We start from the raw sequence: 22,777 nt of genomic DNA on the forward strand, positions 1-22,777 counted from the left end.
GCCAGCATTCCGGGCATGGGAAAGGCCGTCCTCCCATGTGTGAGAGAACGGCCTCCGACCTGCGTAAACGCTGGTCGGGACGACAGGATTTGAACCTGCGACCCCTTGACCCCCAGTCAAGTGCGCTACCAAGCTGCGCCACGTCCCGATGCCCGCTGACCTGGGGTTTCCCCTGGCCGAACGCGCATGAGAACGATACCGCATTTCCGTGGGTGGTCGCGCGCGCCTTTCCGTCACCGGTTCACGATCAGGTCAGGCGGTGCCTGCCGTCAGCTCCGGATGGGCCGCGACCAGGCGTTTCGGGGCCGCCTGGAGCCAGGAGTCGGTCAGGATCGAGCGCAGCTCGGCCTCGTCCTGCACCGCCGCAAGGCGGACCCGGATCCAGGCGTAGTTGTCGTCGTGACCTGCACGCATGAAGAACTTCTCCGGCTCCGCCGCGATCAGCTCGGCCCGTTCCTCCTTGGGACATTTCACCCCGATCGAGGTGTCGTCGTCGGCGAGGGCGGCGAAGATCTTCCCGCCCACCCGGAAGGTCGGCATGCCCCATGCCGGTTTCTCGCTGCTGTCCGGGAGGGACAGTGCGATCAGGCGGACGTCCTGCACGGTGGTGGCCATCCCCGGGACTCCTCTCCAGCCTCCGGCTCCGGTGGATCCTCGTCCGACGACCGTAGCCCCCGCCACCGACAACCGTGCTCACGCGCGCCGGTCCTCCCGCTCGTGCAGCAGCGCCACCAGCTCCGCCGCCAGCTCCTTCGCGGTGGCGAGCCCCTCCGTCCCCCACCGCCGCGGCACCACGTCCACCGCGCACACCGTGCCCAGGACGATCCCGCGCCGGTCGGTCAGCGGTGCCCCCAGGTAGGAACGGACCCCGCTCTCGTCCACTACGGCGTTGCCGGCGAACCGGGCGAAGTCCCGCACGTCCTCCAGTACCAGCGCGCGCCTGCGCACCACCACGTGCGGGCAGTAGCCGTGGTCGCGGGCCAGGACCCGCGCCGGGTAGCCGCTCTCGGGAGCGTCGGGCGCGCGGTGCAGGCCCGCGAAGAACTGGCGTTCCTCGCCGACGAAGTTCACCCCCGTGTACGGGGCGTCGAGGACGTCCGCGACGCGCCGCGCGAAGGCGTCCAGTTCGGTGTCCACCCGCTCCCCCAGCCCCAGTTCGCGCAGCCGGACGGTTCGCGCGGGGGCCTCCCGGTCCACAGGCGTGAGCAGCAGGTGTCCGGTCGATTCGTAGTAGAGCATCACGTTTCCCCCGAGTCTGTTGACAGTGGCGTTGATGTCGTCGACATCGATCGCGCCGCGGACGTGCACAGCAGGTGACGGACCAGGGAGGCCAGCGTCACCGTCCCGGAGCCGGTCAGGCGCGCGTCGCACCGTACGACGGGCACCTCGGGCCCCAGTCCCACCGCGTCCCGGACCTCCTCGGGCGTGTAGCGGTGGCAGCTGTCGAACTCGTTGACGGCGACGATGAAGCCGATGCCGCGCCGCTCGAAGAAGTCAACGGCCGGGAAGCAGTCCGCGAGGCGGCGGGTGTCCGCGAGCACCACGGCGCCGAGCGCGCCCGCGCACAGCTCCTCCCACAGGAACCAGAAACGGTGCTGGCCGGGCGTACCGAAGAGGTAGAGCACGTGGCGGTCATCCAGGGTGATCCGGCCGAAGTCGAGCGCGACGGTCGTGGTGGTCTTGGCCTCGACCCCGTGCAGCGGGTCGGCGCCGGCGCCGAGGTCGCTGAGCAGTTCCTCCGTGCTCAGCGGCTCGATCTCGCTCACCGCGCCCACGAAGGTGGTCTTCCCCGCCCCGAAACCCCCCGCGACCAGCACCTTCAGCGTCACGGGGGCGTCACAGTCGTTTGCGTAGGCCATCGAGCACCGCCAGGAGGAGGGACTGGTCATCGGCGGCGAACGACCCTCCGCCCGGGAACCGCGGCGACTGCGCCATCACGGCCCCGTAATCCATGAGATCGGACAGCAGCACCTTGACCACCGCGGCGGGGAGCCGCAGCTGGCCCGCCAGCTCGGCGACGGTGACCGCCGCCGCGCCGGCGCACAAGCGCAGCGCGAGGGTGTGCTCGGCGCCGAGCGGCACACGCGGGCGCACGCCGGTCGCGGTCATCCGCGACAGCAGGTCGAGCGCGATGCCCGGTCTGGTCCGACCGCCGCTGGCGGTGTACGGCCGCATCACCCGCCCCGCCGAGTCGTCGAGCCACGGTGTGTCCCGCCCTTTCCCGTACGCCCCCCTGCCGTGGGCCCTCATCGCTCCACGTTCGCGGCGGGCCGCCGGGGCGCGGCCGCGAGGTACGGGCGGACGCTCTTGACCAGCATCGCCATCTCATAGCCGAGGACGCCGGCGTCGGCCTCCCGGTCGGCGAGGACGGCCAGGCAGGTCCCGGATCCGGCCGCGGACACGAAGACGAGCGCGGTGTCGAGCTCGACGACGACCTGCCGTACCTCCGCCCCTTCGCTGAAGCGGGCGCCGGCGCTGCGGCCCAGCGAGTAGAGGCCGGAGGCGAGGGCCGCCATGTGGTCGGCGCTGTCGGGGTCCATGCCGTGTACGCAGGTCACGAGCCCGTCGGCGGTGAGCAGTACGGCACTGCGGGTGTAGGGCACGCGTTGGACCAGGCCGCTGAGCAGCCAGTCGAGATCCGAGAGCCGGCCACCGGTCTTCGTTGCCATTTCGCCGCTCATGGGGGTGCGCTCCTTGCCGAGGTCGCTGAACGTGCTGGGGGTGCTGGGGGTCATACCTGGTTCTCCGACTGCGCGAGGCCGAAGCCCCGCTGGAAGGCGGCCATGAGGCCAGGGTCGTGCACGGGTTGCTCGGCGTCCGCAGGGCGCCGCGGGGCGGGTGCCTCGCGCAGCTGGGGCGCGAGGTGCTGCTGGGCGCTGCGCCGGGGCAGCACGGGCCGCTCGCCTCCGGCGGGCCCGCCGGACTCCCCCACCCGAGCCCCCGGCCGGGCATCCTCCACGGCCCCGGACCGGGCTGCCGCCCATGGCCCGCCCGACGCTCCTCCTCCGGGAGCGGACCAGGCATCGGCCGCCGCCCCGGGGCACGGCCCGCTCCCCGGTTGCGCATCCGCCCCGGTGCCGGGGTCGCCTGACGGCACGGACCAGGCATCCGCCGCAGAGTCGGACCCCGGCCCGGACGGCCCTCCAGCCGCCTGCACCTCGGCTGCCGGCTCGGCCCAGGTCCCGGGCTCGGGCGACGGCGCGCCGCCGGGTGGTGGCCACGCGTCCGGGGCGGGGCCGGGCGCAGCCCCCGGCCGGGCCGGCGGTGCGCCGCCGGTGACCGTGGTGGTTGCGTTCCAGGAGTCCGGCCAGGGGGTCGGGGCGGGTTCGGGGCGGGGGCCGGGGACGGTCGGGCCCGCCCTGCGGGGCAGCGGCATGCGGGCCGGCTCCAGCGGCGGCGTCACCCGCGAGCCCCCGGCCGCGTCGGCCGCCTCGGCAGCGCCCAGCAGCTCCTGCGGAAGCACCAGCACCGCGAGGACGCCGCCGTAGATGTTCGACTTGAGCTCGACGGCGATCCCGTGCCGCCGGGCCAGCGCCGAGACGACGTACAGGCCGATCCGCCCGTCCGCGAGCAGGCTCCGGACGCTGACCTGGTCGGGGTCCCCGAGCAGGGCGTTCATCCGGTGCTGCTCCTCGGCCGGCATGCCCAGTCCCCGGTCCTCCACCTCGACCGCGATGCCGGCGGTGACCCGCTCGGCGCGCAGCACCACGTCGGTGTCGGGGGCGGAGAACACCGTGGCGTTCTCGACGAGTTCGGCCAGCAGGTGCACCACGTCGGCGACGGCGTGTCCGCGTACGCTTCCGCCCGCCGGCGGCACGACCTTGACCCGCGTGTACTGCTCGACCTCCGCGACCGAGGAGCGGAGCACCTCGCTCAGGTCGATCGGCCGGCTCCACTGGCGGCGCGAGGCCGCGCCGCCCAGCACCGCGAGGTTCTCGGCGTGGCGGCGGATCCGGGTGGCGAGGTGGTCGACGTGGAAGAGGTCCCTGAGCAGGTCCGGGTCCTCGACCGTGTCCTCCAGGTCGTCCAGCAGCGAGATCTCGCGGTGGACCAGGGACTGGAGCCGGCGCGCGAGGTTGACGAAGACCTCGACCTTGCGCTCGCTGTCGGACGGGGCGGCCGGTGCGGCCGGTGCGGCCAGCCGTACCAGGGTCGTGTGGGCCTGTTCGCGGGCGCCGCGCAGTTCCTGGGAGAGCAGCCAGAACTCGTCCACGCCGGCCGGGTCGCCCCCGGTGAGCGGTGCGTTCGGCCCGCCCCGGACCGGCCGCGGCGGGGCCTCGCCGCGCTCCAGCCGGTCGGCGGCCGTCCGGAGCTCCTGGCGGCCGCGCACGCTGGAGCGGCGCAGCGCCTCGCACCGGTCCCGTACGGCCTTGGCCGCACGCTGCGCTCCGAGCAGTGCCGCGGCGAGGGCGCCGGCCGCGAGCAGGGCGCAGCCCGTGAGCACCGGCCAGAGCCGGGCGTCGCGGTCGCCGGCCCCGCCGCCGAGCTGGAGGGTGAAGATCACCGCTGCCGCGCCGCTGAGCGCCGCCGCCAGCGTGGGCAGGAGGGCGGCCCGCACCAGCTGGGGGCGTAACTGCCGGCCGGGACCGGTGACGGCGTGTCTCGACGGGGCGTGGCGGGCGGCGCGGAGTCCGGACATCGGCGTCCTCGGTACGTGGGGCCCGGCCCCCAGCGTTCCCGGGGCCCGGTGTTGATCACCGAATACCCACGCTAGACCCCGCTGTCCCGCCCCGGACTGCCAGTTGGAGAACTTCGCGGGGGTGCTTCCCGCTCCCGGTGGAGCGCTCGTACTGCAGCCCGAATGCGCCGGTCAGGCCGTTCCGGCCGCCCGGCGGCGCCCCTCCTTCGCGCGCTCGTACGACGCCGGCCGCCCCGGTCCGGGAGGGGCGGCCGGTACCTGGTGCTCGAGGTCGCCCGCTACGACCCGACGGACTCCGGCTTCTCCTGCCCGCCGACTGCCGACGACGCCACGCGGGCCGCTGTCGCCGCTGCTCCGCCGGCCTCGTGCGAGGGCACGGCCGCAGGCCCGTCCACGGGCCCGCCCGCCGTCGTCCCGGCGACGAACGGACGCCACCACGGCTCAGCGGGCGCCCCCTCGGCGCCGGGCTCGAACGGCTGGCCCGGGATCGGCAGCGCGACGGGCGCTCCGGCCCCCTGGGCGGCGGCCAGCGTGCCCTCGCCCGGCTCGTCCCACGGGTGCAGGGCCAGGTTGAAGGTGCCCCAGTGGATGGGCAGCATCGTGCCGTGCGGGGTGCCGCCCTGGAGGTCGAGGTGGGCGCGCATGCCCTCCTCGGGGGTCATGTGGATGTCGGGCCAGTACTCCGAGTAGGCGCCGATCTGGATCATCGTGGCGTCGAAGGGGCCGTGCGCGGCGCCGATCTCCGCGAAGCCGGGGAAGTAGCCGGTGTCGCCGCTGTGGTAGATCCGGTGCTCGTCGCCCGCGACCACCCAGGAGGCCCACAGGGTGTGCTGCTGGTTGCGCAGGCCGCGGCCGCAGAAGTGCCGGGCGGGCGTCGCCGTGAGGGACAGCCCGGCGATCTTGGTGGTCTCGTTCCAGTCGAGCTCGCGCAGCCGGTCGGGCGACACGCCCCAGCGCTCCAGGTGCGCGCCGACGCCGAGCGGGACGGCGAACAGCGTGTCCGTACCGGCCAGCGCCTTGATCGTCGGCAGGTCGAGGTGGTCGTAGTGGTCGTGCGAGATGACCACGACGTCCACCGCGCCCAGTGCGGCCAACGGGACCGGCACCGGGTGCAGCCGCTTGGGGCCGGCGAAGGGGAAGGGGGAGCAGCGCTCGCCCCACACCGGGTCGAACAGCACCCGGTGCCCGTCGATCTCCGCCAGCACGCTGGAGTGGCCCATCCAGGTCAGGCGCAGACCGCTGACGGGCGGCTTCACCAGGTCCGCGAGGGTGGTCGGGTGCACCGGGATGGCCGCCGCGGGGCTGCGCCGCAGCCGCTGTTCGCGGTGGAAGTAGATCTTCGCGAACTCGGTCATCGACCCCGAGGGCCTGTTCCGGGCTCCGACCGGGTTCTGGAAGACGCCGTCGGCGAAGTTCGGCGAGCGGCGGATCCGCTCCAGCCTGGCGCCGGACGGGTCCGCGCCGAAGGCTTCGGGCCGCAGGGCGCGCAGCCGCGGACGGAGGGGACGGGAGCCGGTCAAAGCGCCTCCAGGGAGGATGGGGTCGGTGCGGTCGTATCGCTACGACCATCCCAACGCACACCGGTCCCGAAGGATTCCGCCTGCCTCTCCCGCCCGCCTCGTCGTCCTGCGGCTACAGCGGCAGCAGGTCCGGCCGCTTCGCCTCGACGTGGTCGCCGGAGGACTCGCCGCGCAGCCGGCGGCCGATCCACGGCACCAGGTACTCGCGGGCCCACTGGATGTTGTCCCGGGTGACGTCCACCGAGCCGCGCGGGCGCAGCAGCGGCCACGGCTGGTCGGGGTCGGTCGGCACCTGCAGGCCGAGCACCTGCCCGGCGCGCAGGGCGACGCGGGTGTGGCCCTCGGGCGAGAGGTGGAGCCGGTCGGCGTCCCAGGCGCGCCGGTCCTGTACGGACTTCAGCGACCACAGGTCGAGCACCGGGCAGTCGTAGCGGTCGGCGATGGCGCGCACGTGCGCGCTGTACGTCGCGACCTTGCCCCGGATGTGTTTGAGGACCGGCACGCCGCGGGTGTCGAAGCCGGTGGTGATCATGACGTGGCCGACGGCCCCGGTGAGGTCGGCCACGGCCGCCTCGAACCGTTCCGCCACGTCGTCCGGGTCGCTGCCGGGCCGGATGATGTCGTTGCCGCCCGCGCAGAAGGTGACCAGGTCCGGGGCGAGGGCCTTGGCTCTCGGTACCTGGTCCGCCACGATCTGGTCGAGGAGCTTCCCGCGCACCGCGAGATTCGCATACCGGAAGTCGTGCTCCTCGCGCTGATCGGCCAGGAGCACGGCGAGCCGGTCCGCCCAGCCCAGAAAAGAATCCCCCGGCCCCGGGTCCCCCACGCCCTCGGTGAAGCTGTCCCCGATCGCCGCGTACGAGCCGATGGTCTTGAGTTTCGTCGTCGTCGCTGCCACGAGAACCCATACTTCACTCCCGTAACCAACCTACGCCAACGTAATGAGGGGTTGACGGGCCGTGATCTGTACCACGCGGGAGATAAGGAATAAGTACACGTGGGGCCGGGACCCCCCTCGGGTCCCGGCCCCACGCGTGTCCGCGCTCCGTCGGCGGCTGCCGTCAGAGGCTGGCGCCCTTCGAGCGGAGGTAGGCGATCGGGTCCATGTCCGAGCCGTAGGACGGGCTCGTGCGGATCTCGAAGTGCAGGTGCGGGCCGGTCGAATTGCCGGTGGAGCCGGAGAGGCCGAGGCTCTGGCCGGCGGTGACGCTCTGGCCGGAGGAGACGGAGAGCTGGGACAGGTGGGCGTACTGGGAGTACTTGCCGTCCGCGTGCCGGATGACGACCTCGTTGCCGTACGAGCCGCTCCAGCCGGCGGAGACCACGGTGCCCGCACCGACGGCCTTCACGGTGGTGCCCATGGGGGCGATGAAGTCGACGCCGGTGTGGTAGCCGGAGGACCACATGGCGCCCGCGACCTTGTACTGGGTGGAGATGCCACCGCTGACCGGGGCCACGAATCCGGAGGCGGCCGGCTGCGCGACGGGCGCCTCGGGGGCGGAGTCCTGCCGCGCCTGCGGGGCGGCGGGCTGTCCGGCCCGCTTCGACTCGGCCTTCGGGGCCGCCTTCGCAGCGGACTCGGGGGCGGTGCGCGGGGCAGGAACGGTGCGCGGGGCGGGGGCGGCGTCGACCGGGGCGGCCTCGGCGCGGCCGCCGAGGGTCAGCTTCAGGCCGGGGTGGATCAGCGACGGGTCGCTGCCGACCGCCTCGCGGTTCTGCTCGTACAGCCGCTCCCAGCCGCCGGAGAGGTTGCGCTCGGCGGCGATCTCGGAGAGGCAGTCGCCCGGGACGACCGTGTAGACGGTCGGCGCTGCCTGCACGGCGGCCGCCGGGGCGGCCTGGAGGGCGGCGGGGACCTGCGGGGCCACGGCGGGTGCGACGGCGGTGGCCGCCGCAGGGGCGCCGGCCGCGTGGGCGCCGGCGGCGCCGATCAGCGGCAGGGCGAGGGCCGCGCCGCCGGTGCCTGCGACCGCGAATCCGCGGGAAATGGAAAGGGACTTGGGACGGCGGTGCTTACCCTTTGCAGGCATGACGCATTCCTCTCCGGCGCCTGCGAGGTGAGCTGTCGGGTTCGGACTGGAGATGTCCGGCCGTACATGTACGGGACATGAACGACTTCACCCCGAGCCATATCGGAGAAAAGATCTCCGGTACAGCGGCTTACCTGGTTCCCCCGCTCCTGCCGCGCGAAATGGTTCGGTTGCGGTTTCCGGGCGGCGGCAGGATTCGGCGATCCACCCGGATCGATCGCGAAGGTAATCCCTTGCGGGCACGCCGAACAAGCCGCGAATTCCCTGACGGATTCACAGACATGAGGGACCGCCGGAATTCCGGTCACCCTCCGTCCATTCCGCTCCGCCAACAGCCGCCCCCACCGGGCCATTCGGCTTTGACGATCAGGCACTCACGGTCACCGTATGATCTGGCTCACGGGGCGGTGCCCGATCTCGCCTCCGGATATGGCAAGTTGGCGCCAAACGGCTCAATTCGGACAGACGCCCCAAGAGAAGGCGGAGGAGTTCCCGTGACCCAGCAGATACAGGAGCCGGAGCTGACCGGAGTGCGCAATTTCCGCGATGTGGGCGGATTGCCGACTTCTGATGGACGAAGGGTCGGGACGGGACGACTCTTCCGAAGCGGACATCTCGCACATGCCACCGAAACCGATGCAGAGTTCCTCGCTTCGCTCGGCCTCCACACCATCTTCGACTTCCGCAACGGCGCCGATCACGCCCTGGAGGGCCCGGACGTCGAACTGCCCGGCGTGCGGAACGTCAACATCCCGCTCTCGGACCCGGCGGACGGGCGGGAGTTCTGGCGGCTCGTCCGCGACGGCGACCTCGACCAGCTCCGCTCGATCCTCGGTGACGGCAAGGCCGCCGCCCGGATGGCGAACTCCTACCGCGGGATCATCCGGACCCGCACCGCCGAGCACAGCCGGGTCGTCCACGCCATCGCCGAGGACAGCGTCCCCGCCCTGCTGCACTGCGCGGCCGGCAAGGACCGGGCCGGCCTCTCCGTCGCCGTCACCCTGCTCGCGGTCGGCGTCGAGCGCGAGGCGATCGTGGCGGACTACCTGGAGTCCAACGCCCCGCACCGCCGCTACCGGGTGCGCCGCAGCTCCGAGTCGGCCGAGGCCCGCTCGCCCGAGGTGATGGAGCTGCTCGCGCCCCTCTTCGACGCCCGCGCCGAGTACCTGGTCGCCGCCTTCGACACCATCGACGAGGTCTGGGGCGGGGTGGACCGCTACCTGGCGGAGGGCCTCGGGCTGAAGCCCGAGACCCTCGACCGGCTCCGGGACCGGCTGTTGGTCTGATCCGGGACGAGGGACCCGGGACGAGGGCCGACGCCCGGGACCCGGGACGAGGGCCCCGGGACGAGGGGCCGACGCCCGGGACCCGGACCGGGGCCGGCCTCGGGCCGGGGGGACGCAGGTCGTCAGCGCGCCGCGACGGCCTGCTTCACCAGCGTCCTGCCGAAGTCCCACATCAGACCCGACCCGCCGTGCGCCTCGTCCATCACCTCGCGGAAGGCGGCGACGAACCGGTCCACGTCCTGCTCGTCCAGGACCAGCGGCGGAATCAGCTTGATCACCTCCAGGTGGTCCCCGGAGACCTGGGTCAGGATCCGGTGCTTCTGCAGCAGGGGCACCACGACCATCTGCGCGAAGAGGCCCTTGCGGGCCGCCTGGAGCACGGTCCAGCGGCTGCGCAGCCCCAGCGAGGAGGGCCGCCCGAACTCGATGCCGATCATCAGGCCGCGCCCGCGCACCTCGTGCAGCAGCTCGTACTCGTCCACCAGGGCCGCGAGCCGCCCGCGCAGCAGGTCGCCGGTCGCCCGGGCGCGGGCCGCGAGCCCTTCGTCCTCCATGACGGACAGCACCGCCAGCCCGGCCGCCATCGCCTGCGCGTTGGAACCGAAGCTCGCGGAGTGCACGAGCACCCGGTCCATGGACGAGTAGACCTTCTTGAAGATCCAGTCCTTGCCCAGGGTCGCGCCGACCGGCACGTAGCCGCCCGACAGCGCCTTGGCCACGCACACCAGGTCGGGCTCCACACCCGGCTCGTGCTGGTACGCGTAGAAGTCCCCGGTACGTCCCAGACCGGTCTGCACCTCGTCCGCGATCAGCAGCGCCTTGTGGCGGTGCAGCAGCTCCTGCGCGGCGAGCAGGAATCCGGGCGGGGCCGCGAGGACCCCCTTGCCCTGGATCGGCTCGACGACGAAGGCGGCGACGTCGCCGCGCTTCAGCTCCCGCTCCAGGGCGGCCAGGTCGCCCAGCGCCACCCGGGTGTCGGGCAGCAGCGGTGCGAAGCCGTCCCGGAAGCCGCCCTCGCCGTTCACCGACAGCGAGCCGGTGGTCAGCCCGTGGAAGGCGTGGTCGCAGTAGAGGATCCTGGGGCGCCCCGTGGCGTACCGGGCGAACTTCAGGGCCGTCTCGACCGCCTCGGTGCCGCTGTTGCCGAAGAAGACCCGGTCCAGGTGGGGGCTGTACGAGAGGAGCTTCTCGGCCAGCAGCCCGGGCAGCGGCTGGCAGTCGAAGCGGGTGAGATCGGCGAGCTGGGCGTCCAGCACGTCGTGCAGCGCCCGCCGGACGACGGGGTGGTGGCGGCCCAGGCCCATCACCCCGAAGCCGGCCAGCATGTCGAGGTAGTCGTTGCCCTCGGCGTCCCAGAAGTGGGACCCCTCGGCCCGCTCGTAGACCTTGTCGAAGCCGATGGTGCGGAGCATCCGGGGCAGTTGGTGGTTGAGGTGGCGGGCGTGCAGCTCGTACCGCTCCGCCCCGCGCGCGGCCAACAGGGCGCCGAGGTCGAACCCGCCGCCCCGCCCCCCTTCCGCCGGGCTCATGCCGACCTGTCCCGGTTGCCTCCGACCGTCTCCCGGGCGGCCCGCAGGGATTCCTTGAGGGAGCCCATGGTGGCGAGGACGGCGGTGGGCTCGTAGCCGCAGTGCGCCATGCAGTTCGCGCAGCGCGGGTCCTTTCCGCGGCCGTACTTGCTCCAGTCGGTCTCTTCCACGAGCTCCCGGTACGTCGGCACATAGCCGTCGCTCATCAGATAGCAGGGGCGCTGCCAGCCGAAGAGGGAGTAATTCGGAATGGCCCAGGCCGTGCAGGGGAAATCGGCCTTTCCTTCCAGGAAGTCCAGGAAGAGCGGGGAGTGGTTGAGCCGCCAGCGCCGCCGGTTGCCGCCCGCGAACGCCTTCCTGAAGAGTTCGCGGGTCTGGTCGACGCCCAGGAAGTGCTCCTGGTCCGGTGCCTTTTCGTAGGCATAGGCGGGCGAGATCATCATCTCGTCCACCTGCAGGTCGTCATTGAGGAAGTTGAGGACCTCGATGACCGTCTGCGGGGTGTCGGTGTTGAAGAAGGTGGAGTTCGTGGTCACCCGGAATCCACGCCTCTTGGCCTCCTTGATGGCCGCGACCGCCTCGTCGAAGACGCCTTCCTTCGCCACCGATTCGTCGTGGCGCTCGCGCAGGCCGTCGATGTGCACGGCGAAGGCGAAGTACGGGGAGGGCGTGAACTTCTCGATCTTCTTGCGCAGCAGCAGCGCATTGGTGCAGAGGAAGACGTACTTCCGCCGCGCCACCAATTGCCGCACGATCTCGTGGATCTGCGGGTGCATCAAGGGCTCCCCGCCCGCGATGGACACCATGGGCGCACCGGACTCCAGCACGGCCCCGACCGCCTGGGCCACCGGCATGCGCTGCTTGAGCACTCCTGCCGGGTGCTGGATCTTCCCGCACCCCTCGCAGGCCAGGTTGCACGCGTAGAGGGGCTCCAGCTCCACGATCAGCGGGAACTTCTCACGCTTGCGGAGCTTCTGTTCGAGCAGATAGGTCCCGACCCTGATGGTCTGGCGCAGCGGCATGGCCATCTGGCTCACCTCCTGGGGAGCAGCGAAGAACGGTGCCATTCGAAAAACGCGGGCAGTACGGCACGCAGAACACGGAAGGCCGATATTCCCCCGCGCAACGTGCCGATTCGGACGAGCTCGTGCTCCGGGGCGTCCACGATCACCCGGACGGCCGCAACGGGGCGGTCGCCGCCCCGGACCGCGGCCCAGAGGGTCGCCGCGGATTCCATGTCGACCGCGACGGCGCCGGTGGCGCGCAGGTGCGCGCGCTCCTGGCCGCGGACGACGTGGTCGGACCCGGTCAGCGGGCCGGTGTGCACGGTCCGGCCGGGGACGGCCCGGGCCAGCGCCTCGGCGAGCAGCGCGGTCCCGGTGCAGGGGACGGTCCCCCGCGGGTCGCGGATCTCCTCCGCGACGACGAGGTCGCCCGGGTTCATGCCGGGGAGGAGCCCGGCGCAGAACCCGGTGGCGAGGACGGCGGCCCGCTCCGCCCCGGGCCGGTCGAGGGCCCGGCGGAGGGCCCGTTCGGCCGCGCGCGGGCCCATCCCGGTGCGCAGGAGGGTGTAAGCCCCGGCCTGCGCACGGTCCGTACCGTGTACGGAGCCGCGCCCCGCGCTGCGCAGCGCCACCTGCTCGATGCGCAGGGCGCACGCGACGAGCAGCGGGCCGGCCCGGTCCGCCCGGTCGCCCCCGGCGGCGGACATCAGGGGTTCCCGGCGGGTGAGCCTGCCGGGGCGGACGGTTCCCCGTACAGGTAGCGGCCGAGCGCGGTCAGCGGGAACACCTGCCGGTACAGGTGGTAGTTGATGGAGAAGTCCCAGGGGAAGCCGGTGCCGGTGAAGTACGGCTCGTCCCAGGAGCCGTCCGCCCGCTGGGTCCGGACCAGGTGGGCGACGCCCCGTTCGACGGCCTTGCCGTCCCGTTCCCCGGCCGCCAGCAGGGCCATGAGCGCCCACGCGGTCTGCGAGGGCGTGGAGGCGCCCTTCCCGGCCCACGAGCGGTCCTTGTAGGAGCGCTGGTCCTCCCCCCAGCCGCCGTCGTCGTTCTGCACGGATTCCAGCCAGTGCACGGCCCGCCGGACCGCGGGGTGGCCCGGCGCGATGCCGGCCGCGGTGAGCGCGGGCACCACCGACCCGGTGCCGTAGACGTAGTTGGTGCCCCAGCGGCCGAACCAGCTTCCGTCCGGCTCCTGTGCGTCGAGCAGCCAGGCGATGCCGCGCCGGGTGCGGGCGTCGCCCGCCCGGCCCTCGAAGGCGAGCATCTCCACCACGTGGGCGGTGACGTCGGCCGACGGCGGGTCGATGACCTCGCCGAAGTCGCAGAAGGGCAGCCTGTTCGGGAAGGGGCTGGTGTTGTCGGCGTCGAAGGCGCCCCACGCGCCGTCCTTCGACTGCATGCCGAGGTTCCAGGACACGCCGCGGGCGATGGCCGCGTCGACCCGGACCGGGTCCGGGTGTCTGATCCGGCGCAGGGCGAGGACGACTTCGGCGGTGTCGTCGATGTCGGGGTAGGTGTCGTTGTGGAACTCGAACGCCCAGCCTCCGGGCGCCAGGCCGGGCCGGCGCACCGCCCAGTCGCCGGTGCGGGTGATCTCCTCGCCGAGCATCCAGTCCGCGGCCTTGACCAGGGCCGGATGGTCGGGGCGCACGCCCGCGTCGGCGAGTGCGATCGCGGCGAGGCAGGTGTCCCACACGGGGGACTGGCAGGCCTCGATCATCCGGGCGCCGTCCTCGCGCCGGACCGCGAACCGGTCCAGGGATTCCAGTCCCGCGCGCATCACCGGGTGCCCGAGGTCGTAGCCGAGCAGGTGCAGCGCGATGACGGAGTACACGGCGGGCGGCTGGATCCCGCCCCAGCAGCCGTCGTTCTCCTGGCGCTCGACGATCCAGCGGGCGGCGGTGCCCATGGCCGCCTTGCGCAGCCGGCGCGGGGCGAACCGGCGGTAGACGTGCAGGGCCCTGTCCATCCGCTGGAAGGCGCCGTCCCAACTGGTCAGCGGGGCCAGGCGGGGTGCGGGCCAGGGCGTCCGCGCGTCGGTGTGCAGCTCGTCGAGGGCGAAGGGGCCCGGGCGGACCGGGCGCAGCGCGGAGACCACGGTGAGCGGGACGATCGTCTGGCGGGCCCAGCAGCCGAAGTCGTAGATGTTCAGGGGCACCCAGGACGGCAGGAACACCAGCTCGGGCGGGAGTTCGGGCAGGTGGTCCCAGCTCCACCAGCCGAAGAGGGCGAGCCAGATCCGGGTGAAGACGCGGGCGGCGGCGATCCCGCCGTTGGCCCGGATCCAGGCCGAGGCACGGCTCATGTGCGGGGCGTCCGGCGCGTCCCCGGCCAGGCGCAGCGCGACGTAGGCCTCGATGGTGGCGGACAGTTCGGGCGGTCCGCCGTGGAAGGTGGCCCAGGTGCCGTCCTCGCGCTGCTCGCCGCGGATGAACAGGGCGGCGGCGTACGTGGTGGCCTCGTCCCGGATGCCGAGGAACTGGCGCAGCAGGAGGTCCTCGGCGTCCATGGTGACGTTGGTCTCCAGGTCGCCCTTCCACCAGCCCGCGGGGTCCTGGCGGTCCAGGAGGTGCCGGGTCGCGCGCGCGGTGGCCTCGTACACCTCGCGCGGGCAGCCGTCCGGCGGTTCGGGCAGGTCCGCCGCGGTGCGTCCCGCGCCTGGCGCACCCGGTTGCCGGTAGGCGGGCGGCGGGCCGGGTCGCCGGGCCGGGTCGGGCGGGGCGGCGATCCGCTCCGTGACCGCCACCGGTGCGGTGGGTGCGCCGCCGGCCGCCGGACCGGCCGGGTCGGGCGGGCCCGCGAGCCCGTACTCGGTCCCCGGGGCGGCCGCCCCGGCGGGGCCGGGCGGCGGGGCGCCCGGGGTGGATTCGCTGCCGGCGCCGGCGCTCTCCGCGCTGCCGTCGGTCGTCGCTGTCATGGCTTCCCCTTAGAACAGTGTCCTGTGCTGTGCTGGGGTCTGCCGTCGGCCGGTGCGCGCCACGTTCAGGTGGCGGCGCCGGCCGGCGACTCGCGATTCATATCCGCTGTCGGGTGGCGGTCACCTCTTGCGTACGACGACGAAGTCGGCGAGGTCCACGAGCTGCTCGCGCACCCGCTGCGGCATGTCGACGTCGTCCAGGGCCCGGATCGCGACGGCGTGCTGGCGGCGCGCCTCGTCCGCGGTCCACTGGCGGCCGCCGGCCTCCTCGATGAGCGCCGCGCGGGCGGCGAACTCCTCCTCCGAGAAGTTCTCGAAGTCGCTGCTCTTGGCGTCGGCGGCGAGGAGTTCGGCGAGCTGCTCGGAGGCCGGCCCGCCGGCGGCGAGGGCGGCGACCACCGGCAGGGACTTCTTGCGCTGGCGCAGGTCGCTCCAGGTCTGCTTGCCGGTGGACTCCGGGTCGCCCCAGATGCCGAGGAGGTCGTCGACGGCCTGGAAGGCGAGGCCGAGGTGGTAGCCGTACTCCTCCAGCTTGTCGGCCGTGCGGTCGTCCGCGCCGCCGAGCACGGCGCCGATGGAGACCGCGCAGGCGAGCAGGGCGCCGGTCTTGTTGCCCTCCATCTCCAGGCACTCCTCGACGCTGACGCGCTCGCGGTGCTCGTAGGAGATGTCCTGGGCCTGGCCGTCGATGAGCTTGCGGCTGGCGGTGGTCAGGCGGCGGGTGGCGCGGCCGGCCTCGACGGTGCCGAGTTCCAGCAGGACCTCGTTGGCGAGGGCGAAGAGGGCGTCGCCGACCAGGATCGCCTGCGCCGGTCCGTGCACCTTCCACACGGTGTCGCGGTGGCGGCGCTGCTCGTCGCCGTCCATCAGGTCGTCGTGGAGCAGCGAGAAGTTGTGCACGAGCTCGACGGCGACGGCGCCGGGGATGCCGACCTCCGGCGCGGCGCCCGCGGCCTCGGCGGAGAGCAGGGCGAGGGCGGGGCGGACGGCCTTGCCGCCGTCGCCGTCGGCCGGGTGGCCCTGGGCGTCGATCCAGCCGAAGTGGTAGGCGGCGACGGTGTCCATGGGCGCGGCGAGCCGGTCCACGGCCGCGCGGAGCGCGGGGGTCGACATCGTACGGCCGCGTTCCAGGAGGGCGACGGTGTCGGCCTTCTCCACGCCCCTTCCGGCTGCGCCCACACTGGCATCCGTGTTCTCGACAGCCGGATTCCCCGGGTTCACTGGCTCTCCTCTTGTTCCTGTACGTGCTGTGCTCGTGGTGCTCGTGACACCGGTGGTGCCGGTCGTCGTGGTGGTGGTCGTCATGCCGCCTCCTGCAGAGGGTGTTCGCGGTGGCGGCCGAGTGCAGCGAGGGCGGCCTGGGCCGCGCTCAGTCCGCTCCGGACGGCGCCCTCCATGGTCGCGGGCCAACCCGTGGCAGTCCACGCACCGGCCAGGTAGAGCCCCGGCGTGTCGGTCCGCGCCCCGGGGCGCAGCCGGCCGACCCCGGGTGTGGGCGCGAAGGTCGCCGTCCGCTCCCGGGTGACGAAGAAGTCCCGTACCTTGGCCCCGCGCGCGGCGGGCAGCAGCCGCTCCAGTTCGGGCAGGTACTTGGCGCGCAGCACCGAGACGGGTTCGTCGATGTCGTCCTGGGCGGCGGACTGGGACAGTGCCAGGTACTGGCCGCCGTCGGGCAGTCCGGAGGATTCGGTGCGGTCGAAGACCCACTGCACCGGGGAGCCGAGTGCGGCGAAGAAGGGCTGCTTGAGCACCTTGCGGTCGTAGACGACGTGGACGTTCAGGATCGGCGCGGTGCCGATGTCGAGGAGCTTGTCGGGGTCGGCGAGGGCGCCGCTGGGCAGCAGCCCGTGCGCCTCGCGCTGCGGTACGGCGAGGACGACGGTGCCCGCTTCGAGGGACTCCTCCTCGGTGTCGACCCGCCAGGCCCCTTCGGGCGTACGGGTCACGGCCGTGGCGCGGGTGCGCAGCTCCGTCCGTACCCCGGCCGCGTCGAGCTGCTTGCGGGCGAGGGTGTCGTGGAGGTCGCCGAGCGGTACGTGGGCCCAGCCGATGTCCGCCGCGCTCTTCTCGGAGAGGAGGCCGGTCTTGAAGACCATGGCGGCCAGGCCCAGCGAGGAGTGTGCTGCGGTGGCGTTGAGGGTGGCGATGCCGACGAGGTCCCACAGGGCCTCGATGGTGCGGGCGGACTGCCCGTAGCGGCCGAGCCAGGTGGCGAAGTCCAGGCCGTCCAGGGCCGGGTCCGCCGGGTCGAGGCGGCGCAGGGCGAGGGCGGCGCGGCCGACGCTCGCGCGCTCGGCGAGGGACATGTGCGGGTAGCGGGCGAGTGCTCCGGCAAGGTGCAGGGGCACGGGCAGGCCGCCGCGGCGCAGCCGTCCCAGGCGCGGCCCGCCGGGGTGGGCGACGTCGAGGACGGGTACGTCGAGCCGGTCCTGGAGCGGGGCGAGGGCGGCGCCGTCGACGCGGTCGAGGAACCACCGGTAGGCCGTGCAGCACCGCAGGTAGACGTGCTGGCCGTTGTCGACGTTGAGGTCGCCGCGCTTGAAGGAGAAGGCGAGCCCGCCGAGCCGGGGGCGGCCTTCGAGCAGGGTGACGCGGAGCCCGGCGTCGGCGAGTTCGAGGGCGGTGGTGACGCCGGCGAGTCCGCCGCCGACTACGACGGCGTGGTCTTCGGTGCCCGTCATGCGCCCTCCCCCGTGGTGCGCTGGCCCTCCGGGCCGGTCGGCAGGCTCCGGTCCGCAGGAAGGGACGCGCCCGCCGTCGGCGTGGTTGCCCCGGCCGGCGCTCGGCCCGGACGGCACGCCGCGCCCGTGCGCCGGGCGCCGCCGGCGCACGCCGGGTGGGCGGTGGCGGCGCGCCGCGGGACCGCCTTCGTCCGGATCGTCACATCCGCCTCCGGACGGCCTGGCGGGACACGGTGCGCGCGTCGAGTCCGGACAGGCCGCGCACGGCCACGTACGCCTTCTCGTGCGGCGGCAGCGAGACGCGGCCGCGCAGGACCGCCTCCGGCTCCCGCTCGATGCGGTCGAGGAGGCGCCGGTAGATGCCGGCCATGGCGGCCACGCAGGCGCCGCTGCGCCGGTCGAGCATCGGCAGCAGCCGGTAGCCCTCGGCGAACAGCGAGCGGGCGCGCCGGACTTCGTGGTGGACCAGTCCGGCGAAGTCGGCGCCGGGGGCCGCCCGGCCGGCCTGGAAGCCTTCCGAGCAGCCGAACTTGGCCAGGTCCTCGGCGGGCAGGTAGGTGCGTCCGTTGCCCGCGTCCTCGCGAACGTCGCGGAGGATGTTGGTCAGTTGCAGGGCGAGGCCGAGCGTGTCGGCGTACTCGGAGGCGCGCGCGGCGTCGGGCGTGCCCGGCGCGTTGACCGTGCCGAAGACGCCGAGCGAGAGCCGGCCGATGGCGCCGGCCACGCAGCGGCAGTAGGTCTTGAGGTCGTCCCAGGTCTCGTAGGTCTCGCCGCGGACGTCCATCAGCACGCCGTCGATGAGCTCGTCGAGGCCGCCGAGCGGGATCGGGAAGCGGCGGGCGGCGTGGGCCAGGGCGACGGCGACCGGGTCGGTGTCGTCCTCGTCGACCGCGCCGGCCCGGATGCGCCCGAGGACGGCCCGGGTCTCCTCCAGGCGCGCGAACTTCGCCTCGGTGGGCAGCGTTCCGTCGCCGATGTCGTCGACCCGCCGGGAGAAGGCGTAGAGCGCGGACATCGCGTGGCGCTTGTCGGTGGGCAGCAGCCGGATTCCGTACGCGAAATTGCGCGCCTGTGAACCGGTGACGGCCTCGCAGTAGCTGTAGGCCGCCGAGACCGGTGCGGAGACCGCAGTCTGTGCGGAAGCGTGTGTGGGGCCCTCCACGGTCGGGCTCACCTCTTTCTCGGCGCTGTGCGCAGGACGGCGGCAACCTCGCGGAGCAGGCCGCTCTTGGTGGATTTGGGCGGGCCGGGGAGTACGTCGAAGCCGGCGGCGGTGACGGCTCGCAGGGCGGCGCGCCCCCCTCCCACGAAGCCCGCGAGCAGCAGCCGGAGTCTGCCGTGCACGCTACCCACGAGCGGGACGCCTTCATTCAGCAACGCGCGTGCGCGCTCTGATTCGAAGGCGACGAGGGCGCGTACGGAGGCGCCGGCGGACGGGGCCGCCAGGTCGGCCTCGGACACGTGGAAGCGCCGCATGTCCTCGGCGGGCAGGTAGATCCGGTCGCGGCCCAGGTCCTCGGCGACGTCCTGGACGTGCTCGACGATCTGGAGGGCGGTGCAGACGGAGTCGGAGAGGCGGATCCGTTCGGGGGTGCTGGTGCCGGTGAGGGACAGCACGAGGCGGCCGACCGGGTTGGCGGACAGCTCGCAGTACGCGACGAGGTCCGCGTAGGTCTCGTAGCGCGTGACGCGCTGGTCCTGGCGGTTGGCCTCGATGAGCCCGAGGAAGGGTTCGGGGGTCAGGCCGTGGGCGCGCACCACGGGCTGCAGGGCGAGCAGCAGCGGGTGGCGCGGGGGGCCGTCCGCGGAGCCGAACACGCGCAGCAGGTCGGTCTCGAAGGCGTCGAGCATGGCGAGCCGGTCGTCCACCGCTTCGGGTTCGAGGCCGAGCAGTACGGCGTCGTGTCCGCCGGGGGCGAGGTCGCCGTCGCCGATGTCGTCGACGAGGCGGGCGTATCCGTAGACGGCCGTCAGCCCGTCGCGCCAGGCGCGGGGCAGGAAGGCGGGGGCAACGGGGAAGTTCTCCGCCGTCGCCTTGTCGAGGGTGGCGCTCACGTGGACCGTGTCGGACAGGGGTCGGGTGCCGTGCCCCGGGTTCACCGCCCGCCGCCCGGGGCGGGGACGGCCGCCGTCCCTGGGGGCCGGAGAATTCCCGTAGCCATTGCCGTCACATCTCCCGTTCTACACTGCCAACCCATTACATCCTATTTCGGACACGCCGCCGGGGTTTTCCCGGGGCTGCCCCAGGGCCGCTCACCTGCGGGGAATCGTCCCCTCTTGCTGCGATTCAGGACCGCCTCAGCTTACGCTGTAGAACGCCGCCGAGGCCGCTCGGGTATTCACCGCGCCACCGAATGTCGTCGCGCAATACGAGAACGCGCATGCGACGTAATGCACGTACATGCTTAAGGCCCCCGCCGCGCTGAGCGGCGGGGGCCTTCGGTGAAGCGGGGAAGCGCCTCGGAGGGCGCCGCGCGGCCCGGAGGTCAGCCGTTGGTGGCCTTCTCGTATGCCGAGACGACTTCCTCCGTGGGCCCGTCCATCAGGAGCTCGCCCTTCTCCAGCCACAGCACCCGGTCGCAGGTGTCCCGGATGGACTTGTTGTTGTGGCTGACCAGGAAGACCGTGCCGGCCTTCTGACGGAGTTCCTTGATTCGGTTCTCCGAACGCACCTGGAAGGAGCGGTCACCGGTGGCCAGGGCCTCGTCGATCATCAGGACGTCGTGGTCCTTGGCCGCCGCGATGGAGAACCGCAGTCGCGCCGCCATGCCGGAGGAGTAGGTGCGCATCGGCAGCGAGACGAAATCGCCCTTCTCGTTGATGCCCGAGAAGTCGACGATGCTCTGGTAACGCTGCTTGATCTGCTCGCGGCTCATCCCCATGGCGAGACCGCCGAGGACGATGTTGCGCTCACCGGTGAGGTCGTTCATCAGCGCGGCGTTCACGCCCAGCAGCGAGGGCTGGCCGTCGGTGTAGACCTTGCCCTCCTCGCAGGGCAGCAGGCCGGCGATGGCGCGCAGCAGGGTGGACTTGCCGGAACCGTTGGAGCCGATGAGGCCGATTGCCTCGCCGCGGTAGGCGGTGAAGGAGACCCCGCGCACGGCGTGGACGCGGCGTACGCCCGGGGCGTCGCCCTTCTTCCGGCGGACTATCTTGCTGAGCGCGGCGGTGGCCGCGCCCTTGCCGCCGCTGCCGGTGTTGACGCGGTAGACGATGTGGACGCCGTCCGCGATCACTGTGGGGACGCGCCCCTGGGTGTTGTCAGCCACGGCCGTAACGCTCCTCAGACTTCCAGAAGTACACGAAGCCGCCGAGGCCGATCACCGCGGCCCAGCCCACGGCGAAGAGCCACACGTGCGGGGGCAGGTTGCTGCTCCCGTAGTCGTCGATCAGCGCGAAGCGGATCAGGTCCATGTAGATCGCGACCGGGTTCCACAGCAGCACGTCGCTGATCCACTGCGGGTGGTCCTTGAGGTAGATCCCGATCGGGAACATGACGCCCGAGGCGTACATCCAGGTGCGCATCACGAACGGCATCAGCTGCGCCAGGTCGGGGGTCTTGGAGCCCATCCGCGCGAAGATCATGGCGAGGCCGGTGTTGAAGACGAACTGGAGCGCCAGGGTCGGGATGACGAGCAGCCAGGAGAGCTGCGGGTAGTTGCCGAACGAGACGGCGATCACGAAGACGACGATCATCGAGTACAGCAGCTGCTGGAGCTGCTGGAGCGAGAACGACACCGGCAGGGAGGCGCGCGGGAAGTGCAGCGCGCGCACCAGCCCGAGGTTCCCCGAGATCGCCCGGACGCCCGCCATCACCGAGCTCTGGGTGAAGGTGAAGACGAAGATGCCCATCACGAGGAACGGGACGTAGACGTCCTTGGGCATCTCCTTGCCCGCGCCGAGGATCAGGCCGAAGATCAGCCAGTAGACGAGCGCGTTCAGCAGGGGGGTCGCCACCTGCCAGACCTGGCCGAGCTTCGCCTGGCTGTACTGCGCGACCAGCTTGGCCCGGGAGAAGGCCAGGATGAAGTGGCGCCTGCCCCAGAGCTGCCGCACGTACTCGCCCAGAGCGGGCCGGGCGCCGCTGACCGAGAGGCCGTACTTCCTGGCGAGCTCGGCGGCGCTGAGCCCCGCGTCTGCGGACGGCGGCCTGCTCGTGGCGAGGGCGCCGTCGTGGGTTGTGTCACTCACAAGTTGAAACTTTCGTCTTCAAGATGCGGCCAGGTGGGCATCAGGCTGGTGGCTCGAGGCCCGTGATCGCGCCATGTTCCCAGACGCGGGCTGGTCAGATGACGGGAGGTCGGCCCAGACGGGTCAACCGCCAGACCGTACGCCATCTCATCGGGCGGCGGGGTCCGCAGGGAGTGGTCCATCCCTCTCGGAATCCGCCGAACCAGGCCTTGAGCGCGGGTCCCGAGGGCTTCCGTACGAGCGTCAGCAGGAGCCAGACGCCCAGGTAGACCGGTACCAGCGGTGCGGGCAGGTTGCGGCGGGCGAGCCACACCCGGTTACGGGCCACCATACGGTGGTAGACCGCGTGCCGGGAGGGGGCAGTTGTCGGGTGGAGCAGCACCATGTCCGCCCGGTAGTCGATCAGCCACCCCGCGTCGAGTGCGCGCCAGGCCAGATCGGTCTCCTCGTGAGCGTAGAAGAACTCCCCCGGCAGGACTCCGGCCTGCTCGAACACCCTCGTGCGGACGGCGTTGGCACCGCCCAGGAAGGTGGTCACGCGCGAGGACCGCATCGGGTCCGAGGCCCGCAGCCGCGGCACGTGGCGGCGCTGCGTCTGCCCGGTGTCCGGGTCGGCGATCCGGAAGCTGATGATCCCGAGCGCGGGGTCCTCGGCGAAGGCCTGCCGGCACAGCTCGGCGGTGTCGGTGCGCTCCAGCAGCCCGTCGTCGTCGAGGAAGAGCAGCACGTCCACGTCACGGCCGCCGGGTCCGAAGGCCTCGATGCCGACGTTGCGGCCGCCCGGGATGCCCAGGTTCTCGGGCAGGTCGACGCAGCGGACCCCCGGCGGCAGGTCAGCCACCTCGGAGACCCGCACGCCCTGGCCCACGACGACGACCTCGACCGGGTCGCCGTCCTGGCGGGCCACCGAGTCGAGGAGCGCCTTGAGCTCGTCGGGCCGGTTGCCCATGGTGATGATCACGGCGCCCAGCCGCATCGCG

General features: G+C 72.7%; 21 protein-coding genes, 1 tRNA gene and 1 riboswitch. Of the genes, 1 reads left to right on the plus strand and 21 read right to left on the minus strand.

The window, feature by feature from the left end:
* Positions 1 to 71: 71 nt before the first annotated feature.
* From OHA91_RS07360 to OHA91_RS07405, 10 genes are all read right to left on the minus strand, one after another.
* A tRNA-Pro gene (locus OHA91_RS07360) sits at positions 72 to 148 on the minus strand.
* A gap of 104 nt (positions 149 to 252) precedes the next feature.
* Entirely contained in the window at positions 253 to 615 is a 363-nt protein-coding gene (locus OHA91_RS07365; RefSeq protein WP_031157768.1) for an MmcQ/YjbR family DNA-binding protein, read from the minus strand.
* A 78-nt stretch (positions 616 to 693) separates the two neighbouring features.
* Positions 694 to 1,239, minus strand: coding sequence for a GAF domain-containing protein (locus OHA91_RS07370; RefSeq protein WP_031157770.1), 546 nt, complete (start codon positions 1,237 to 1,239; stop codon positions 694 to 696).
* On the minus strand, positions 1,239 to 1,859 hold the full coding sequence (locus OHA91_RS07375) for a GTP-binding protein (protein ID WP_328738884.1): 621 nt from the start codon (positions 1,857 to 1,859) through the stop codon (positions 1,239 to 1,241). Before OHA91_RS07375 ends, OHA91_RS07370 begins: the two co-directional genes overlap by 1 nt.
* Positions 1,837 to 2,175 (minus strand): DUF742 domain-containing protein, encoded by a 339-nt coding sequence (locus OHA91_RS07380; protein ID WP_328738885.1) that lies wholly within the window; start codon positions 2,173 to 2,175, stop codon positions 1,837 to 1,839. Before OHA91_RS07380 ends, OHA91_RS07375 begins: the two co-directional genes overlap by 23 nt.
* A 71-nt stretch (positions 2,176 to 2,246) precedes the next feature.
* A complete protein-coding gene (locus OHA91_RS07385) occupies positions 2,247 to 2,681 on the minus strand; it encodes a roadblock/LC7 domain-containing protein (protein WP_031157778.1) in 435 nt (144 codons plus the stop codon).
* A 50-nt stretch (positions 2,682 to 2,731) separates the two neighbouring features.
* A complete protein-coding gene (locus OHA91_RS07390; protein WP_328738886.1) occupies positions 2,732 to 4,639 on the minus strand; it encodes an ATP-binding protein in 1,908 nt (635 codons plus the stop codon).
* A gap of 278 nt (positions 4,640 to 4,917) precedes the next feature.
* Positions 4,918 to 6,159 (minus strand): MBL fold metallo-hydrolase, encoded by a 1,242-nt coding sequence (locus OHA91_RS07395; RefSeq protein ID WP_328738887.1) that lies wholly within the window; start codon positions 6,157 to 6,159, stop codon positions 4,918 to 4,920.
* A gap of 112 nt (positions 6,160 to 6,271) precedes the next feature.
* A complete protein-coding gene (locus OHA91_RS07400; RefSeq protein ID WP_031157786.1) occupies positions 6,272 to 7,057 on the minus strand; it encodes an SGNH/GDSL hydrolase family protein in 786 nt (261 codons plus the stop codon).
* 163 nt (positions 7,058 to 7,220) lie between these two features.
* Positions 7,221 to 8,189 carry a LysM peptidoglycan-binding domain-containing M23 family metallopeptidase gene (locus OHA91_RS07405; protein ID WP_328738888.1) on the minus strand — a complete coding sequence of 323 codons (969 nt, stop codon included), beginning with the start codon at positions 8,187 to 8,189 and terminating at the stop codon, positions 7,221 to 7,223.
* Between the two features lie 2 nt (positions 8,190 to 8,191).
* A riboswitch (cyclic di-AMP (ydaO/yuaA leader) is annotated at positions 8,192 to 8,371 on the minus strand.
* Positions 8,372 to 8,683: 312 nt separating this feature from the next.
* Here OHA91_RS07405 and OHA91_RS07410 point away from each other — a divergent pair.
* The gene (locus OHA91_RS07410; RefSeq protein WP_031157790.1) at positions 8,684 to 9,475 is read left to right on the plus strand and encodes a tyrosine-protein phosphatase; all 792 of its coding nucleotides are present in this window, start codon (positions 8,684 to 8,686) and stop codon (positions 9,473 to 9,475) included.
* Positions 9,476 to 9,597: 122 nt separating this feature from the next.
* Here the strand turns inward: OHA91_RS07410 and OHA91_RS07415 are convergent, their stop codons facing one another.
* From OHA91_RS07415 to OHA91_RS07465, 11 genes are all read right to left on the minus strand, one after another.
* Positions 9,598 to 11,004, minus strand: coding sequence for an aspartate aminotransferase family protein (locus OHA91_RS07415; protein WP_328738889.1), 1,407 nt, complete (start codon positions 11,002 to 11,004; stop codon positions 9,598 to 9,600).
* Entirely contained in the window at positions 11,001 to 12,032 is a 1,032-nt protein-coding gene (gene hpnH, locus OHA91_RS07420) for an adenosyl-hopene transferase HpnH (RefSeq protein ID WP_031157795.1), read from the minus strand. The genes OHA91_RS07415 and hpnH overlap by 4 nt, the downstream gene beginning before the upstream one ends.
* A gap of 5 nt (positions 12,033 to 12,037) precedes the next feature.
* Positions 12,038 to 12,715 carry a phosphorylase family protein gene (locus OHA91_RS07425; protein ID WP_037634141.1) on the minus strand — a complete coding sequence of 226 codons (678 nt, stop codon included), beginning with the start codon at positions 12,713 to 12,715 and terminating at the stop codon, positions 12,038 to 12,040.
* A complete protein-coding gene (gene shc, locus OHA91_RS07430; protein ID WP_245240302.1) occupies positions 12,715 to 14,925 on the minus strand; it encodes a squalene--hopene cyclase in 2,211 nt (736 codons plus the stop codon). Before shc ends, OHA91_RS07425 begins: the two co-directional genes overlap by 1 nt.
* Before the next feature lie 120 nt (positions 14,926 to 15,045).
* Positions 15,046 to 16,230: a polyprenyl synthetase family protein gene (locus OHA91_RS07435; RefSeq protein WP_209441569.1), complete on the minus strand. Its 1,185-nt coding sequence runs from the start codon at positions 16,228 to 16,230 to the stop codon at positions 15,046 to 15,048.
* The gene (hpnE, locus tag OHA91_RS07440; protein WP_328738891.1) at positions 16,227 to 17,606 is read right to left on the minus strand and encodes a hydroxysqualene dehydroxylase HpnE; all 1,380 of its coding nucleotides are present in this window, start codon (positions 17,604 to 17,606) and stop codon (positions 16,227 to 16,229) included. Before hpnE ends, OHA91_RS07435 begins: the two co-directional genes overlap by 4 nt.
* 199 nt (positions 17,607 to 17,805) lie before the next feature.
* Positions 17,806 to 18,780 carry a presqualene diphosphate synthase HpnD gene (hpnD, locus tag OHA91_RS07445; protein WP_031157806.1) on the minus strand — a complete coding sequence of 325 codons (975 nt, stop codon included), beginning with the start codon at positions 18,778 to 18,780 and terminating at the stop codon, positions 17,806 to 17,808.
* Entirely contained in the window at positions 18,777 to 19,661 is an 885-nt protein-coding gene (gene hpnC, locus OHA91_RS07450; RefSeq protein ID WP_245240303.1) for a squalene synthase HpnC, read from the minus strand. Before hpnC ends, hpnD begins: the two co-directional genes overlap by 4 nt.
* Positions 19,662 to 20,092: 431 nt before the next feature.
* Entirely contained in the window at positions 20,093 to 20,875 is a 783-nt protein-coding gene (locus OHA91_RS07455; RefSeq protein WP_031157811.1) for an ABC transporter ATP-binding protein, read from the minus strand.
* Entirely contained in the window at positions 20,868 to 21,797 is a 930-nt protein-coding gene (locus tag OHA91_RS07460) for an ABC transporter permease (RefSeq protein WP_031157813.1), read from the minus strand. The genes OHA91_RS07455 and OHA91_RS07460 overlap by 8 nt, the downstream gene beginning before the upstream one ends.
* Before the next feature lie 94 nt (positions 21,798 to 21,891).
* On the minus strand, positions 21,892 to 22,773 hold the full coding sequence (locus OHA91_RS07465) for a glycosyltransferase family 2 protein (protein WP_031157816.1): 882 nt from the start codon (positions 22,771 to 22,773) through the stop codon (positions 21,892 to 21,894).
* Positions 22,774 to 22,777 lie beyond the last annotated feature (4 nt).

The sequence above is a fragment of the Streptomyces erythrochromogenes genome (assembly GCF_036170895.1).
Classification (GTDB): domain Bacteria; phylum Actinomycetota; class Actinomycetes; order Streptomycetales; family Streptomycetaceae; genus Streptomyces; species Streptomyces erythrochromogenes.

What these genes read in the sequence shown, in the direction of transcription:
- OHA91_RS07425 (WP_037634141.1), bottom strand. Translation starts at nt 12,715, where the DNA reads ATGTCCGCCGCCGGGGGCGACCGGGCGGACCGGGCCGGCCCGCTGCTC.
- shc (WP_245240302.1), bottom strand. Translation starts at nt 14,925, where the DNA reads ATGACAGCGACGACCGACGGCAGCGCGGAGAGCGCCGGCGCCGGCAGC.
- OHA91_RS07370 (WP_031157770.1), bottom strand. Translation starts at nt 1,239, where the DNA reads ATGCTCTACTACGAATCGACCGGACACCTGCTGCTCACGCCTGTGGAC.
- OHA91_RS07385 (WP_031157778.1), bottom strand. Translation starts at nt 2,681, where the DNA reads ATGAGCGGCGAAATGGCAACGAAGACCGGTGGCCGGCTCTCGGATCTC.
- OHA91_RS07365 (WP_031157768.1), bottom strand. Translation starts at nt 615, where the DNA reads ATGGCCACCACCGTGCAGGACGTCCGCCTGATCGCACTGTCCCTCCCG.
- OHA91_RS07375 (WP_328738884.1), bottom strand. Translation starts at nt 1,859, where the DNA reads ATGGCCTACGCAAACGACTGTGACGCCCCCGTGACGCTGAAGGTGCTG.
- hpnH (WP_031157795.1), bottom strand. Translation starts at nt 12,032, where the DNA reads ATGGCCATGCCGCTGCGCCAGACCATCAGGGTCGGGACCTATCTGCTC.
- hpnE (WP_328738891.1), bottom strand. Translation starts at nt 17,606, where the DNA reads ATGACGGGCACCGAAGACCACGCCGTCGTAGTCGGCGGCGGACTCGCC.
- OHA91_RS07390 (WP_328738886.1), bottom strand. Translation starts at nt 4,639, where the DNA reads ATGTCCGGACTCCGCGCCGCCCGCCACGCCCCGTCGAGACACGCCGTC.
- OHA91_RS07415 (WP_328738889.1), bottom strand. Translation starts at nt 11,004, where the DNA reads ATGAGCCCGGCGGAAGGGGGGCGGGGCGGCGGGTTCGACCTCGGCGCC.
- OHA91_RS07405 (WP_328738888.1), bottom strand. Translation starts at nt 8,189, where the DNA reads ATGCCTGCAAAGGGTAAGCACCGCCGTCCCAAGTCCCTTTCCATTTCC.
- OHA91_RS07380 (WP_328738885.1), bottom strand. Translation starts at nt 2,175, where the DNA reads ATGCGGCCGTACACCGCCAGCGGCGGTCGGACCAGACCGGGCATCGCG.
- OHA91_RS07465 (WP_031157816.1), bottom strand. Translation starts at nt 22,773, where the DNA reads ATGCGGCTGGGCGCCGTGATCATCACCATGGGCAACCGGCCCGACGAG.
- OHA91_RS07435 (WP_209441569.1), bottom strand. Translation starts at nt 16,230, where the DNA reads ATGACGACCACCACCACGACGACCGGCACCACCGGTGTCACGAGCACC.